The 13,222-nt window shown below is 43.9% G+C and carries 15 protein-coding genes; 4 read left to right on the forward strand and 11 right to left on the reverse strand.

Annotated elements, in window-relative coordinates; all coding sequences use genetic code 11:
• The first annotated feature begins 3 nt into the window (after positions 1-3).
• The gene (gene thiW / locus Q1J64_RS15855) at positions 4-492 is read left to right on the forward strand and encodes an energy coupling factor transporter S component ThiW (protein ID WP_301110088.1); all 489 of its coding nucleotides are present in this window, start codon (positions 4-6) and stop codon (positions 490-492) included.
• Positions 493-751: 259 nt separating this feature from the next.
• On the opposite strand, the gene dsdA is transcribed toward thiW, so the two are convergent.
• The 5 genes from dsdA to ytxJ all read right to left on the reverse strand — a co-directional run bounded on the left by dsdA (position 752) and on the right by ytxJ (position 5,573).
• A complete protein-coding gene (dsdA, locus tag Q1J64_RS15860; protein WP_301110089.1) occupies positions 752-2,062 on the reverse strand; it encodes a D-serine ammonia-lyase in 1,311 nt (436 codons plus the stop codon).
• Between the two features lie 42 nt (positions 2,063-2,104).
• Positions 2,105-2,716 (reverse strand): response regulator transcription factor, encoded by a 612-nt coding sequence (locus tag Q1J64_RS15865; RefSeq protein WP_301110090.1) that lies wholly within the window; start codon positions 2,714-2,716, stop codon positions 2,105-2,107.
• Between the two features lie 6 nt (positions 2,717-2,722).
• Positions 2,723-3,850: a sensor histidine kinase gene (locus Q1J64_RS15870; protein ID WP_301110091.1), complete on the reverse strand. Its 1,128-nt coding sequence runs from the start codon at positions 3,848-3,850 to the stop codon at positions 2,723-2,725.
• A gap of 112 nt (positions 3,851-3,962) precedes the next feature.
• On the reverse strand, positions 3,963-5,012 hold the full coding sequence (gene desA, locus Q1J64_RS15875) for a Delta(5) desaturase DesA (RefSeq protein ID WP_301110092.1): 1,050 nt from the start codon (positions 5,010-5,012) through the stop codon (positions 3,963-3,965).
• 231 nt (positions 5,013-5,243) lie between these two features.
• Positions 5,244-5,573: a bacillithiol system redox-active protein YtxJ gene (gene ytxJ, locus Q1J64_RS15880; protein ID WP_301110093.1), complete on the reverse strand. Its 330-nt coding sequence runs from the start codon at positions 5,571-5,573 to the stop codon at positions 5,244-5,246.
• Between the two features lie 139 nt (positions 5,574-5,712).
• On the opposite strand from ytxJ, the gene Q1J64_RS15885 reads away from it, so the two are divergent.
• The gene (locus Q1J64_RS15885) at positions 5,713-6,384 is read left to right on the forward strand and encodes a phosphatase PAP2 family protein (RefSeq protein ID WP_301110094.1); all 672 of its coding nucleotides are present in this window, start codon (positions 5,713-5,715) and stop codon (positions 6,382-6,384) included.
• Between the two features lie 6 nt (positions 6,385-6,390).
• Positions 6,391-6,777, forward strand: a complete 387-nt coding sequence (gene mscL, locus Q1J64_RS15890; RefSeq protein ID WP_301110095.1) for a large conductance mechanosensitive channel protein MscL — start codon at positions 6,391-6,393, stop codon at positions 6,775-6,777.
• Positions 6,778-6,792: 15 nt separating this feature from the next.
• On the opposite strand, the gene Q1J64_RS15895 is transcribed toward mscL, so the two are convergent.
• The 6 genes from Q1J64_RS15895 to Q1J64_RS15920 form a co-directional block, all read right to left on the reverse strand.
• Positions 6,793-8,700 (reverse strand): DUF2207 domain-containing protein, encoded by a 1,908-nt coding sequence (locus Q1J64_RS15895; RefSeq protein WP_301110097.1) that lies wholly within the window; start codon positions 8,698-8,700, stop codon positions 6,793-6,795.
• Positions 8,701-9,088: 388 nt separating this feature from the next.
• The gene (locus Q1J64_RS15900; protein WP_301110098.1) at positions 9,089-9,781 is read right to left on the reverse strand and encodes an ABC transporter ATP-binding protein; all 693 of its coding nucleotides are present in this window, start codon (positions 9,779-9,781) and stop codon (positions 9,089-9,091) included.
• Complete coding sequence (locus Q1J64_RS15905) at positions 9,774-10,142, reverse strand: GntR family transcriptional regulator (protein WP_301110099.1); 369 nt, start codon at positions 10,140-10,142, stop codon at positions 9,774-9,776. Before Q1J64_RS15905 ends, Q1J64_RS15900 begins: the two co-directional genes overlap by 8 nt.
• Before the next feature lie 2 nt (positions 10,143-10,144).
• Positions 10,145-10,939, reverse strand: coding sequence for a hypothetical protein (locus Q1J64_RS15910; protein WP_301110100.1), 795 nt, complete (start codon positions 10,937-10,939; stop codon positions 10,145-10,147).
• Between the two features lie 2 nt (positions 10,940-10,941).
• The gene (locus Q1J64_RS15915) at positions 10,942-11,727 is read right to left on the reverse strand and encodes a hypothetical protein (RefSeq protein WP_301110101.1); all 786 of its coding nucleotides are present in this window, start codon (positions 11,725-11,727) and stop codon (positions 10,942-10,944) included.
• A gap of 318 nt (positions 11,728-12,045) precedes the next feature.
• Entirely contained in the window at positions 12,046-12,525 is a 480-nt protein-coding gene (locus tag Q1J64_RS15920) for an acyl-CoA thioesterase (protein WP_301110102.1), read from the reverse strand.
• Positions 12,526-12,651: 126 nt separating this feature from the next.
• Here Q1J64_RS15920 and Q1J64_RS15925 point away from each other — a divergent pair, with 126 nt between their 5' ends.
• Positions 12,652-13,125, forward strand: coding sequence for an immunoglobulin-like domain-containing protein (locus Q1J64_RS15925; protein WP_301110103.1), 474 nt, complete (start codon positions 12,652-12,654; stop codon positions 13,123-13,125).
• Positions 13,126-13,222 lie beyond the last annotated feature (97 nt).

The following is a 13,222-nucleotide window of genomic DNA, read 5'->3' on the forward strand; positions in this document are numbered from 1 at the left end:
ACTATGAATACAAGAAAAATGGTTTTTATGACAATGTTTGCGGCGATTGCTGTCGCCGGATCTGCCTTTGTTTCATTTCCGGCGGGCATCGCAAGAGCTTACCCTATTCAGCATGCCGTCAATGTCATCGTGGCGATCGTCATGGGGCCCGGCGCAGCGGTTCTAGTTGCATTTGTAACCGGACTTGTGCGAATTCTGACAGGAACCGGTTCTTTACTGGCGTTTCCTGGCGGGATGATTGGCGCGCTGTTAGCTGGACTGTTCTACCAAAAGCTTAAACGGAATTGGACAGCCGGCATCGGTGAAATAATCGGCACCGGTTTCATTGCACCTTTATTTGCCGTGCCTTATGCAAAAATTTTGATGGGTACGACTGTTACCGCTTTTTTCTTCCTGCCTCCTTTTCTTGTGTCAACAGTAAGCGGGACCATTATCGGTCTTTTACTGGCGCCAAGACTCTTGAAGCTGAAGTTATTTCAGGACTTGCACTGATTTTGCGGTGAATCAATGAAAGCTTGATAGGGGTATGAGCGCTGATAATAGACTTATGAGCGTGTATCGAGTTGCTATGATCGGGCTACGGGTGAAGTAGGAGCGCTTGGCAGCCTTGTTTGATCGGTTGACCAACGTTTATGAGCGTTCATTGGCATTCTATGATCCACTATAATAAATTACGTTTAATATTAAAAAGGGCGGTTCAGGGTGTCATGTTTTACGACACTCCGAACCGCCTTCCCGGGAAAAAAGATTATTATTTCCCCGCTTGCTCATAATAGCTTCGCATTTCCTCTTCAGGCACCATATTTCCGCCTGTACCCCAGACAAGATGAACGGCTTTTGCCAAATCTGCCCCTTGGATGCGAGACTCTATAGACTTAACAGGACCTGTCATGCCTGCGAGCGCAGAAGGTTCCAACCAAATGTCTTCACTGTCTGCCAATTCCTTTAAAAGCGTGAACAACGTACGGTCTGCAACAGAATAGCATCCGGCAAGGAAAGGTTCCATCGTTTTTCCTACGAACGCAGAAGCTGTTCCTACTGCCAGACCATCGGCGGCCGTTTTATTATCCAAATGAAAATCAGCGACTGAAACTCGGTCATGCAGGCCTGTCATCATCCCCAGCATCATGCATGGAGAATGCGTTGGCTCGGCAAAGAAACAATGCACATGATCACCGAGCGCCAGTTTCAAGCCGAATGCCACTCCGCCGGGCCCTCCGCCTACTCCGCAAGGTAAGTAAACAAAAAGCGGATGCTCCTGATCTACTTTGATACGTAGAGCTTTCAGTTGCGCGGCAACACGCTCACCTGCGACTGCGTAGCCCATAAAAAGATCAGTTGAGTTTTCATCATCTACAAAATGGCAAGAAGGATCTTCTTGTGCCTGGCGTCTACCTTCTTCCACGGCTTTACTGTAGTCGTCTTCATACTCCACGACCTGTACGCCTTTGGACCGCAATAAATCCTTCTTCCATTGCTTTGCATCTGCTGACATATGTACGGTTACAGTAAAACCAAGCTTCGCACTCATAATGCCGATACTCAGTCCAAGGTTTCCTGTCGATCCTACCGCTATTTTGTGCTGTGCAAATAAATTCTTGAAGGCCGGCTCAGCGAATTGGAGATAATCTTGCGTATCATTCACTAATTGATGCTCAAGCGCCAATGTTTCTGCATGTTTCAGCACTTCATAAATACCGCCGCGTGCTTTAATAGAACCTGAAATTGGCAGTGCATTATCCTGCTTCAACAACAGCTTACCTGGAATCTTCAGCTTATACTGCTGCTCCAACATCTGTTTCATTGCAGGAATTGAAGTGAGCGGTGATTCAATGATTCCCTGATTAACAGCAGTGTCTGGAAAGACTTTTTCCAAGTACGGAGCGAATCGTTCGAGTCTCTGACGGGCATCATCAACATCTTCTTGTGTCAGACGCGTTTTCTCCATCGCCTGATTTACCGGCTCTATAGAAGGGTTACGCCACAGCACTTCTTTCATGTCCATCACTTGCTGAAATAAAGGCTCCTTCGCTAGCCATTCTTTTCGTTCATTGTCTTTCATTCCAGACACCCCTTCCTTACAGTCATTCTATTCAAATGATGTCTATTTAAACCAGCCCTTCTCCTGAAACATCGAAATCGCTTCGATCCGGTTTCGCACACCGAGCTTATCCAAGATTGTTGACACATAATTACGGACTGTGCCGGGTGATAAAAATAATTCTGCCGCGATTTGTTTCGTCGTCTTTCCTTCCGATATTAACTTTAGCACTTGCCCTTCACGCTCTGTTAGAGGATTCTTTTCCTCTTCTTTTGCATCAAATGCCAAATCTATTAATTCAGGAGCATAGATACGTCGTCCTTTAATAATGGAATGAATGGACTTCACCAGTTCTTCGATTGGATTATCCTTCAGCAAATAGCCCCGGACACCTGCATTTCGAGCGCGCTCAAAATACCCCGTTCTTGCAAAAGTCGTCAAGATGATGATTTGGCAGTCTTCACCCTGCAGCTCTTCCGCTGCGTCCAATCCTGTCTTGATGGGCATCTCGATATCCATTATACAAATGTTAGGCTGCAGCTTTTTCACTAATTCCACTGCTTCCTGACCGTTTTTCGCCATGCCGACTACTTCCATATCATCTTCTAAGTTTAATAACGACCCTAACGCACCTAGCATCATTCCTTGATCTTCTGCTATCACAATACGGATCATAAGCTATCACCCTTCCTTAATTTGTTTCAGAACTGCGGGAACTGTAATCTTCAATTGCGTTCCTTCCTGACTGCTAATGGAAAGCTTACCGTTAACGAATTCCAGACGCTCTTCCATGCCGTCCAGCCCGTTCCCCGGCAGGTTCACACCGTTTTTCGCGATTCCAATTCCGTTATCTTTCACGATAATACGAAACTCTTTTTCAGTCCGTTCAAAAACGATGCAGCAGTGCTTTGCGTAGCTATGTTTCACTACATTGTTGATCGCTTCTTTTAAGCACATAACCAAGACATTCTCTACAATCGGCGACATATCCGGAAAATTCGGATCGCCTTCGTGTTCTATTTCAATTTCCGCCGCTTTCAACAATTGCTCCACGCGTACCAATTCATCCTTCAATTTAACACGGCGCATCCCGCTGACAAGCACGCGGACTTCTTTTAATGCTGTACTGGAGATCTGCCGGATATCATGAATTTCTGCTTTAGCAGATTCTATATCACGATCCATTAAGCGTACTGCTAAATCACTTTTCAGCCCAATCATTGACAGTTTTTGTCCCAGCGTATCATGGAGATCCCTTGCAATCCGCTCGCGCTCCTGGACAATCGTCAATTCTGATATACGTTGTCTTGCATGCACCAGCTGATCCTGTAATCGATCACGTTTTTGACGATTATAAAGATTAAAAGGCAGCAGCACGACGCCGATAATAGCAAGAATAATGAAGTGAATCTGGGGAAGAAACAGTTTAATTTCGATAAAGAATCCTGCAACGACTGCGCCGATCAATATGGCAATATGCAAGCCATAAATGATAAAAAACCCTACAGGATTACGGATATTCCCAATAAAAAACGCAATAAATATAGATAGATATACATATCCGAATAACAGAGTCATTAATACGGTAATAACTATTTCAAAACTGATCCACATATACATGAGGCCGCTGTCTGATTTCACGGAAAAATAATAGGATAAGAAGAAGAAGACGAGCAGCGTGAAACCGATCAATAACCCCATCGGTGACGCACTTCGCAAAATATAGAAGAAAGGTAAAATACAAAACACTACCCATGCATAAATGCTGAGCCATGGGCTTTTCGGGAAAATACTGTACCAGCTGTGCATAGGTTCTCATCGCCATCCTTTATTAATCCATTGTAACAAATAGTTGCCGGATTGACCCGCTTACACTTTAGTAAATAAAAAAGGCGGAGAAGGAATTCCTTCTCTCGCCCGATCAGTCAAATGTTGTACGTTTTGGTTTTAAATCAATCTTCAACTTTTCTTTGTTCATGATAGATTGTTTAGCTTCTCTAAATGTAATGAACTTTTTATTTGCCGGATCATACAGACGGTAGCGTAAGGATTCCAGGCTTGTTTTTAATGTGATGGTTGTGGCTTGATGCAGTGGCGGTGTTAATTCATGCGCCATCTCTAAATTATAATTCGGTACACGCGGAGCCAGATGGTGTACGTGGTGGAATCCGATGTTTCCTGTCGCCCACTGCAGAACACGCGGCAATTGATAATACGAACTGCCTTCTACAGCTGCTTTTACGTAATCCCATTCTGATTCTTCTTCGAAATAAGAATCTTCGAATGTGTGCTGAATGTAGAATAACCAAATTCCAAGCGCCGCGGCAGTGAACATCATTGTGCCTTGGATCAGCAGGAATGACTGCCAGCCGATAAGTGCGATCAATCCGCTGTACATCGCCAGAAGGATGACATTGATCAGATACGTGTTCATACGCTCTTTCTTACGCGCATCTTTACGATTAAAACGGCCTGCGATTAATACCAGATATAAAGGTCCAAAACCAAACAATACGATAGGGTTACGATAGAAACGATAGCCTAAACGCTGCCATTTAGAAGCATTTTCATACTCTTCAACAGTCATTACCCAAATATCGCCTACTCCGCGCTTATCAAGATTCGAACTTGTCGCGTGATGGATAGAGTGTTCTCTTTTCCACTTTTCATAAGGAAATAATGTCAGGACGCCAGTGATTGTTCCCACAATATTATTCGCTTTCTTATTGCGGAAGAATGAACCATGCGTACAGTCATGAAAGATAATGAATGTGCGGACTACGAAGAACGCAGCTGTGATTGCAAGCGCAATTGTCAAAACGACGGAAACGTTCAAGCTTTGATACGCCAGGAACCAAAGAATAAAAACAGGCGGTATCGTATTCAGCATTTGAAAAACACTTTTCTTTAAGTCAGACTTCGCGAATGGTGCGACGTCTTTATGCAGCTGTTTCGTTTTCTCTTTACTCATGTTTGATTGTCCCTCCTAATTGGGATTGCTATTACATTAAGAATATCGTGTTTCAACAAGGAGAGGTAGACATAGATGTCATGACTTTGAGATGACAAATGTCATATTCACAATAACATTTCTTAAAATGAAATCAATATGGATCAGCATGGCGACGCGCCAAAAAGGCTATCTAAAAAGTCATATGAACAGGACTTTTTAGACAGCCTAATCGCAGGTTATAATATATTCTTACACCTGGTGTTCCTGGATCGCCTTTGTAATAGCGGGTTCTATAATAGAATAATGCGTTGCTTTCCAGGCCGCTTTGCCGCCTTTCAATAAAAATAGTTGCGGTGATTCATGACGTATTTCTAATTCCCGTTCAATTTCCTGTGACAACGGGCGACTCTTTTGCACAATCAGATAATATTTGGGCAAATCGGTTTCTGTCCGTCGAAATGCGTCAAATGCAGAAGCGCTGACCGGACATGTAGAACTGTGCTTCATTATAAGCACCGGTTTTTCATTGGACTGATCAAGTACTTCATCCCATTGTTCTGTTGTAGAAATTTCCTGCATGATACAACACTCCTTTTTCATCAGTATACCTTTACCTGCTTTTTCAAAACAATCTATGGGCTTGCACGGCCGCCTTTCACTGTACATTTTTTTAGCTTTCATTCACAATATAAAGCAGTAGAAAGGGGGGCCGGGATACATGCGTGAACTGTCTATTCGTTTATTGCTGACTTGGGGAGTCTGTTTAGTCTTAACAGGTTTATTCGCTATGGTTGCTACTTCTATTCACATGCAGACGATTTCAGTATTCGATGACGTCATTATTGAAGCTGTCCAAGGTGCAGAGGTTCCTTGGCTGACAACAGTCATGAGAACATTTACGACTATCGGCTCCACGTTGACCGTTGCACTGATTGCAGTGGCTGCTCTGGTAATTCTCATCCGTACAAAACACAGGGCGCAGGCATTATTGCTGGTTGCTGTTTTAAGCGGGACAGGTATACTCAATCAAGTGCTGAAATTCATTTTTAAACGTGAACGCCCCGATCTCCATCGGCTGATCGATATCGGCGGTTACAGTTTTCCGAGCGGGCACACGATGATGGCATTCAGTTTATACACTGTTCTTACCTACATCATCTGGCGCAATTTACGGAATACTTGGAGCCGGACACTTGCCGTGGCAATTGCTGTTTTCATGATTGTTATAATCGCAGTTAGCCGAATTTATTTAGGGGTGCATTTTCCGAGTGATATTGTGGGCGGTGTATACGCCAGTGCAGTTTGGATCATTGCTTCCATTGCGGTGTACCAGCGGTTTCAGCGAAAAAAAGAACAACGCTATCAATTAAATTTATTACAGAAGGAATGACAGTATATGTGGAAAGATTTTAAAGAATTCGCGTTTAAAGGAAATATCTTCGACTTAGCCATTGGTGTTGTCATTGGTGCGGCTTTCGGAGCCATCGTATCTTCACTGGTTGAAAATATCATTACACCGATTATCGGCATCCTATCGGGCGGCCTGGATTTCTCACAATTAACCTATCCCTATAAAGATACCGAAATCAAGTACGGGCTGTTTATTCAATCTATTATCGACTTCCTGATTGTAGCAGGGTCTATCTTTATCTTCCTGCGGGTGCTGATGAAATTGAAAATGAAACAGCCGGAGCCGGTTGCAGAAGAACCCGAAGAAAAAGCATTGGATACGAAAGAAGAACTGCTTTCAGAAATCCGGGATTTATTGAAGGAACAAAAGTAAAAATGCAGGCAGCGGTTAATCCGCTCCTGCACCTCCCCCGCCGTCTCCACCGCCACCGCCTGAAAACCCTCCGCCGTCATGTGACGTCCCATCTGAACTTCCAGCCTTCACTAGCTTGGGTCCCCAAGTAGAATGAACAAATTGCAAAGGATCCTCCTGAAGCGTAAAGAGTGAAGCCATTGCAAATGCCGCAGTCGCAGTTTCTGCTCCCAATACTTGAGGCAGCTTCTTTTTAGATGGTTTGAGCAAATAGACGCGTATTAGGTACTGTTGCTGCTCATCATCTGATAACCCTTCCGGCATGCCATATTTTATCTCTCTTCTGAATTTATTAATGCTCATCTTTGTATAGAAAGCCGCTTTGGAACTCAGCAAGGACCTCGGCACTAAGTAAAACGTGATAAGCGCGATGATCACGAACCAGCTGAAAACACTTTCTAGCCCCTCATAATCCAATGAATTCACCAAAAATAACAACGCGATAAAGTACAATACCGATGGCCATTTTTGAATCTCTTCTTTAATGCTGTACAGCGCAACTGGAAAGAAAATGGCCGGCAACACCAATCTGAATGCCCAGTCGCTCTCTGATCCGATATAAAATGCAATTGCTGACATGAAGCCCGTCACGATTAATATCAATAGTCTTAATAGAAATGAATATCGTTTGGATAAGGTTCCTGACTCCACTAATAAATCTTTCACTTCTTCATGCCACTCGCTGTGCTCCACTTCAAACGCATGCTGTTTTTTTAACGCCGCTTTAGATTCTTTGCCTTGAGCAATATCATGTAGATGAAATCGCTCTTTCGTTATACGCCCTTTGAACAGCCAAGTAACCAACTTCCGCTCAAACGGCTGCAGATCCCCTTTACCCTTCTTCAAATGAAAGGCCAACGTCTTGTCAGGTGAATTGGGCCGGTCTGCAAACCGTTCCGCACTGTCTGCAAGCTCAACGGTGGCGTCTCCTTTATCAACCAAGGAAAATAATCCTGCCAGAAAACTGCCTCTATACCATGCCCCGGAATGATCTATAAAGCTCAGATAAAGTGGATCTGTCTTCATGATATAAGCAGTACTTCCGAAAAACCCGCTGTAACGGGATTTCGTCCAGAGAACAACTATCGCAATAAGTCCAAGAAATACCGTGACACCGATTGTGATTTTTTTCAACGCAGGAATCTGTGCCACTTTCCATGCCTGTTCATCAACCTTTTGCTGCTCTCCTGCTATTGCTTCTTCCAATGAAACCGGTGCCCTGCCTTTATTTTGCGCAGTCATCATTGCTGAAGGAAACAAAACCCGCACAGCTGTGTAAGTGTTTGCTTTGGAAACCGGAGTGTGAAATTGAATGCCATTGCCGTGAATGACCGGCTCTTCACCTTCTGAAGCATAAAGGTAACCATGAATATTCTTTTCATCTGCTTCTTCAGGCAAAATGAAAGAAATCTGCACGTCTTTCATATCCACATCATGATTGGAACCTTCTTCAAAAAAAGCCAGCTGCAAATCGCTGTATGTATCGTATGAAACAGTTGCGTTCTGAACATAATAAATGTACATTACCTGAATCGTTCCATCTTTTTGCGCTATTTTTGTTACCCAATTTTCTTTATCCAATGAAACAGGAAGTCTCTTCAACTGACGATCGTCGACATATCCCACTCTAGCATTGCCATTCATTATCTGAAACGCCTTAAATCCCTCGATTTGCGGCCGGTGTTCAGCAGGAAAAGCACGAGTCAGCTTCGAAAAGTTACCGTCAAATGAATACGTGAACAATTCATTTACGAGGATCGTCCCATTTGGATCAATCCATCCGCGAATCTGCACCTCATCAATAGAATACGATTTTGCCGCCACTGTTCCTATAGGCAGTCCTATTACGAATAAAAATATAAATACAGTCAGAAACCTCTTCATAGTCGCACCCCTTAAACCAGTCTATTAAAATGATTACGAACCATGATGTGAAACAGTTTCAATTACTGGTAAATCCAGGAGTTAAGAGGGAGAAGTTCATTGAAATAGCAGTCTATTTTCCCAGAAAACCAGTCTGTGCCTACGGTCGTACAGCTGACACAGTTGGCCTGCAAACGCCATTGCAACGCGCCTGCCAGGGTGGTACAATGGAAGGCAGGATACTGATTAAAGGAGTGGATATTCATGTGGTTCATCTATATCATGTATGCATTGTTCGCATTTATTCTCGGTGGAACAGTACTGGGCTTAGTCCGTACATTCAGCAGCAATAACTAAAAACGTAACAGCGGCGTATGAAAGGGTAGCCTTTTCATACGCTGCTGTTTTTTTATGATCGGAAAAGAGACACCATCCAGGCCGTTGCATCCATTCCGTAGTCGTCGCGAATTTCATCAATTGTTTTATGGGCCAGCACCTGCCCGCCCTTCAAGACAATCAGTTCATCAAGTAGTGGCTCTACTTCTTTTAGTTCATGGGTGGACATCACAATCGTCTGCCGTTCCGTATCAGTAAAGCGGATCAGCCCCTTCGCAATATCCTCCCGCACCATCGGATCTAGCCCTGAGAATGGTTCATCCAGCAGATAATAGTCTGCTTCCCGGCCGAGTGTAACGGCAATTTTGACACGGCCGCGGTTTCCTTTTGAAAGCGTACTGATCTTCGTGTCCAATGAAAGATTCAGGAACTCTAGAATTTCTTCTGCCTTCTTCATTTGAAAATCCTCAAACTGCGAATCGTAAAATTCAAACAGCTGTCTGACCGTGAAATATGGATAGAATAGATCGGTATCAGGCATATAGGCGACTGTCGCTGCAACACGTCTTGTAATTGCCTGGCCGTCAAGTGCCGCTACTCCAGAATTCGGTGACAGCAAACCCGCCAGCAGCTTAAGCAATGTTGTTTTCCCGCTGCCGTTTTCACCAACAAGACCGATGATTTTCCCAGCCGGCAATGAAAGGGTCACACTGTCGAGCGCCTGCTTGAATCCATAACGCTTTGAAACTGCCTGCAATTTAATCATCACTTCCACCCCGTTTCTGCAGATAGCTGACCATTTCATTTGTCGTAAAACCGAGTGCTTCTACGCTTTGTATAAACGTCTGCACGAGTTGCTCCTTCATTTCCTCGCGCAGTTCCTGAATCCGCTCTGTATTGTCCGTCACGAATGATCCCTGCCCCCTTCTGGTCTCCGTAATTTCCATTTGCTCCAGTTCCTTATAAACGCGCTGCATCGTATTGGCATTGACGCCGACCGAAACGGCATAATCACGCACGGACGGCAGTTTTTCTCCGACTTTTATGGTGCCTCGAATTATATCTCCAATGATATGATCGACGAGCTGCTGGTAAATCGGTTTATCTGAGAGAAACTCCATGCTCATCGCTACAACCTCGCTTTCTTTTCAAACAACCGCGATCCTACCGCAAACAACACATAGATGAGAACTGCGTAAAACAGCACACTGCCGACAGAGAACACGATTCCATCACGCACAAATCCAGTGAAAAAGTAATCTGTCTGTTCATTATAGAACGACTCATTTGTTAATTTAATTGGCATCAGCGTACGAAGCCAATCAAAGAAGTCATTGATCCGAAGCATTTCCCAAATCACCAGTGCCAAGAAGAATAGCATCACCGTCAACGGTACCGCGAAGAAACGCGTCCGTAACCGAATAACCTGATACAGACTCCAGAAGAAGAAACCTACTGCCATCAGGAAACATGATTTTAAAGAAATCGCAAGCAGGATACTGATGAGCGCCAAAGCCCCATGCCACGCAGAATCCGTTGACCATTCACCTAGTATAGAAAACATGATCCCTGCCAGCAGTCCGCCAAAAAACAGTGTGGCGATCGCAATAAAAGCTGAGAACAAAGCCTTTGCTCCTGCCAGCTGAAACATGGATCTTGGTGAGTGCAGCCATATATCCGGTGTTTTTATTTCTTTTGTCAGACTGTATAACAGGATTCCAGCCCCTGAAAACGTATAGAGGGCAAACCAGGTTCCCGTGACGATATGTGTGTGCTCATATAAAGTACCAGGAATTCCACTCAAACTGGTAATTGCAGATGGCACTGCAAGGATTACCAGTGCATTCAACCCAACAATCCATATCGTCAGCCATTTCAGTAAAACCCATTCTTTGCGGAATAACCCGCGCCATGCTGTCTTCATAGTCATAACCTCACTTTCTTTTCAAATAGCCAAGCGGAAGTAAAGAAGAGAAACGCCAGGAAGCCGGCTATTAATAAAATCTGTCCGACATACATTGTTCCAGCGCTCAGTGCGTAATAAAAGTCTCCGATATTGATATCATCTGACTGGAAGATACTCGGCAATTGACCAAAATGAGCGACTTTCCAGTAAAGCTCAGATTCCATAATGGATTGAAACAGCCACATCGAAATAAATAGAACTCCAAGCCAGATGAAGATTGCTCCGCGGCGGATATATGATTTAATCACCCGGTAGACAACAGCTAAGAATAAGCCGATTAGCATGAATCCGATTGCCGCTAAGAAAAGTGACGAAGTAAATCCAAACATCACACGAATAATCTCCCCTGCTCCTAATCCTTCAATTGATTCTTCAGTAACAGTCGCGTACACAGCAAGCGTGAAACCTGGCAACAGCATGTAAGTGAATCCGATTACAGCAGCAAGTAATACTTTGCTTCCAAACAATTGATAAATCGACCGGGGAGAATGCAGCCACACATCCGGCCGTTTCCATTCACTCCATAAACTGTTCAATAATAATGCAATCGGTATGCACACAGCGATCAATATCCACATCATCAATGAAATCCCCAACATAAACGACATGACTAATTTTCCTTCAGCGAGAAATGATAATCCTGCTGATGCAATGATTACAAGCAAAACCGCCATTACCGTTGTGGCGTAGATCCAGCCTTTCATCATCAGCCATTCCTTTTTCCATAGCCCTTTCCATATTGCCAACTAATTTCATCCCCTTTCGTATTACTGTATTAGTTACATAGTACACTATATGAAATGGATTGGCAAGTTGTTACAAATATAAATATAAATGAAATCTTCAGCAACGCGCCAAAACGGTCTCATTCCGCTCTAAAACTTCCATGAAGCGAACCAAAGCTGCATCCCGCCGAACCTTTCGCAAACTACACCGCACCTATCTCGTCTCGCAACGAACCAAACCGGGATTTGACCGCACATTCTCACCGTTTCCAGGCAATAAAAAAGAACTGCACAGGAAGTCATTTACAATGACTTCTTGAACAGTCCCTCTCTTTCACATTAATACTTCATTAATCGGCGCTGCTGACGTAGTTCGCGTCTCGCCGGTGCGGAATCAAACAGACGCTGCTCCGCTTGCGTTTCTGGATAAATCTTTGCGACAGGAACTGGTCTATTCGTATCATCGACCGCCACCATCGTACAGAAGGATTCTGTAGTTAGCCTGACTTCACCAGTTACTAAATTCTGCGAATGAACCGTTACGAACACTTCCATGGAGGTATTACCGACAGAAGTTACCACCGCTTCGAGTTCGATGACATCCCCGAGCAAAGCAGGTGAAACGAAATCGACTGAGTCGATTGAAGCCGTTACAGCAGCTCTTGTACCTGCGTGTTTCATTGCACAAATCGCCGCAATCTCATCGATATAAGCAAGTACTTTGCCTCCAAATATGGATTGGATATGGTTGGTATCAGGCGGTAGGACCAGTTTGCTTTGAATAGTTCTCGATTGGCTCATGGATTTTTCTTCAGACATTGCGACAGCTCCCTTATGAATTCTTCCTCTTCAGTATAACGAACAATGAACAGGTATCACCAATTCTTGATACAAATCAATTTTTAATCTTTGCATTGGGTTTATACTGAAATAGAGGTGATCGAAATGAAAAAATGGATGTTGCTCAGCGTCATGCTGTTTTTTCTCTCCGGCTGCGGAAGCACCTTAGCAGTTAGCACATTGGCTGAACCAGCACCTGACCAGCTGCTGCCTTCACAATCTGAGGGTATTTCATTGGAGTTAATAAAGAATGAGTTCCATGGTTCCCCCTCTGCAATTAAAACCATTATCACAAATAAGGCGGACGGGACATTTGAAATCGGTCCGTTTTATCATATAGAGCTGTATAAAGAAAACCTGTGGTATATCATCACATATTCAGACGCGGTATTTCTTCGCGATCCGCATTTCCGGGACAGCGGCATTTCGCTGAATTCCCACAGTGAAATAACTCAGGAATTCTCCGTTGAAGATCTGGGTGTAGAATTGTACAAAGGCACATACCGGCTTGTTAAAACCGCAGTACAGAAAGAACCTTATCATGAGGTGATGATTGCAGCGCCTTTTATAGTCCACTAGAAAGAAGCTGGGATATAGCCTCCAATATGCATGAGGGACCATTCTCCTTCATGCATTCTTTGAATTTAACTGCTTATTTATAAATTTTCCCTATTTA

It is taken from the genome of Sporosarcina sp., from assembly GCF_029257255.1.
Lineage (GTDB): Bacteria > Bacillota > Bacilli > Bacillales_A > Planococcaceae > Sporosarcina.

Coding starts and splice junctions, on each gene's coding strand:
- thiW (WP_301110088.1), top strand. CDS start 4: ATGAATACAAGAAAAATGGTTTTTATGACAATGTTTGCGGCGATTGCT.
- dsdA (WP_301110089.1), bottom strand. CDS start 2,062: ATGAAAGACAATGAACGAAAAGAATGGCTAGCGAAGGAGCCTTTATTT.
- Q1J64_RS15865 (WP_301110090.1), bottom strand. CDS start 2,716: ATGATCCGTATTGTGATAGCAGAAGATCAAGGAATGATGCTAGGTGCG.
- Q1J64_RS15870 (WP_301110091.1), bottom strand. CDS start 3,850: ATGCACAGCTGGTACAGTATTTTCCCGAAAAGCCCATGGCTCAGCATT.
- desA (WP_301110092.1), bottom strand. CDS start 5,012: ATGAGTAAAGAGAAAACGAAACAGCTGCATAAAGACGTCGCACCATTC.
- ytxJ (WP_301110093.1), bottom strand. CDS start 5,573: ATGCAGGAAATTTCTACAACAGAACAATGGGATGAAGTACTTGATCAG.
- Q1J64_RS15885 (WP_301110094.1), top strand. CDS start 5,713: ATGCGTGAACTGTCTATTCGTTTATTGCTGACTTGGGGAGTCTGTTTA.
- mscL (WP_301110095.1), top strand. CDS start 6,391: ATGTGGAAAGATTTTAAAGAATTCGCGTTTAAAGGAAATATCTTCGAC.
- Q1J64_RS15895 (WP_301110097.1), bottom strand. CDS start 8,700: ATGAAGAGGTTTCTGACTGTATTTATATTTTTATTCGTAATAGGACTG.
- Q1J64_RS15900 (WP_301110098.1), bottom strand. CDS start 9,781: ATGATTAAATTGCAGGCAGTTTCAAAGCGTTATGGATTCAAGCAGGCG.
- Q1J64_RS15905 (WP_301110099.1), bottom strand. CDS start 10,142: ATGAGCATGGAGTTTCTCTCAGATAAACCGATTTACCAGCAGCTCGTC.
- Q1J64_RS15910 (WP_301110100.1), bottom strand. CDS start 10,939: ATGAAGACAGCATGGCGCGGGTTATTCCGCAAAGAATGGGTTTTACTG.
- Q1J64_RS15920 (WP_301110102.1), bottom strand. CDS start 12,525: ATGTCTGAAGAAAAATCCATGAGCCAATCGAGAACTATTCAAAGCAAA.
- Q1J64_RS15925 (WP_301110103.1), top strand. CDS start 12,652: ATGAAAAAATGGATGTTGCTCAGCGTCATGCTGTTTTTTCTCTCCGGC.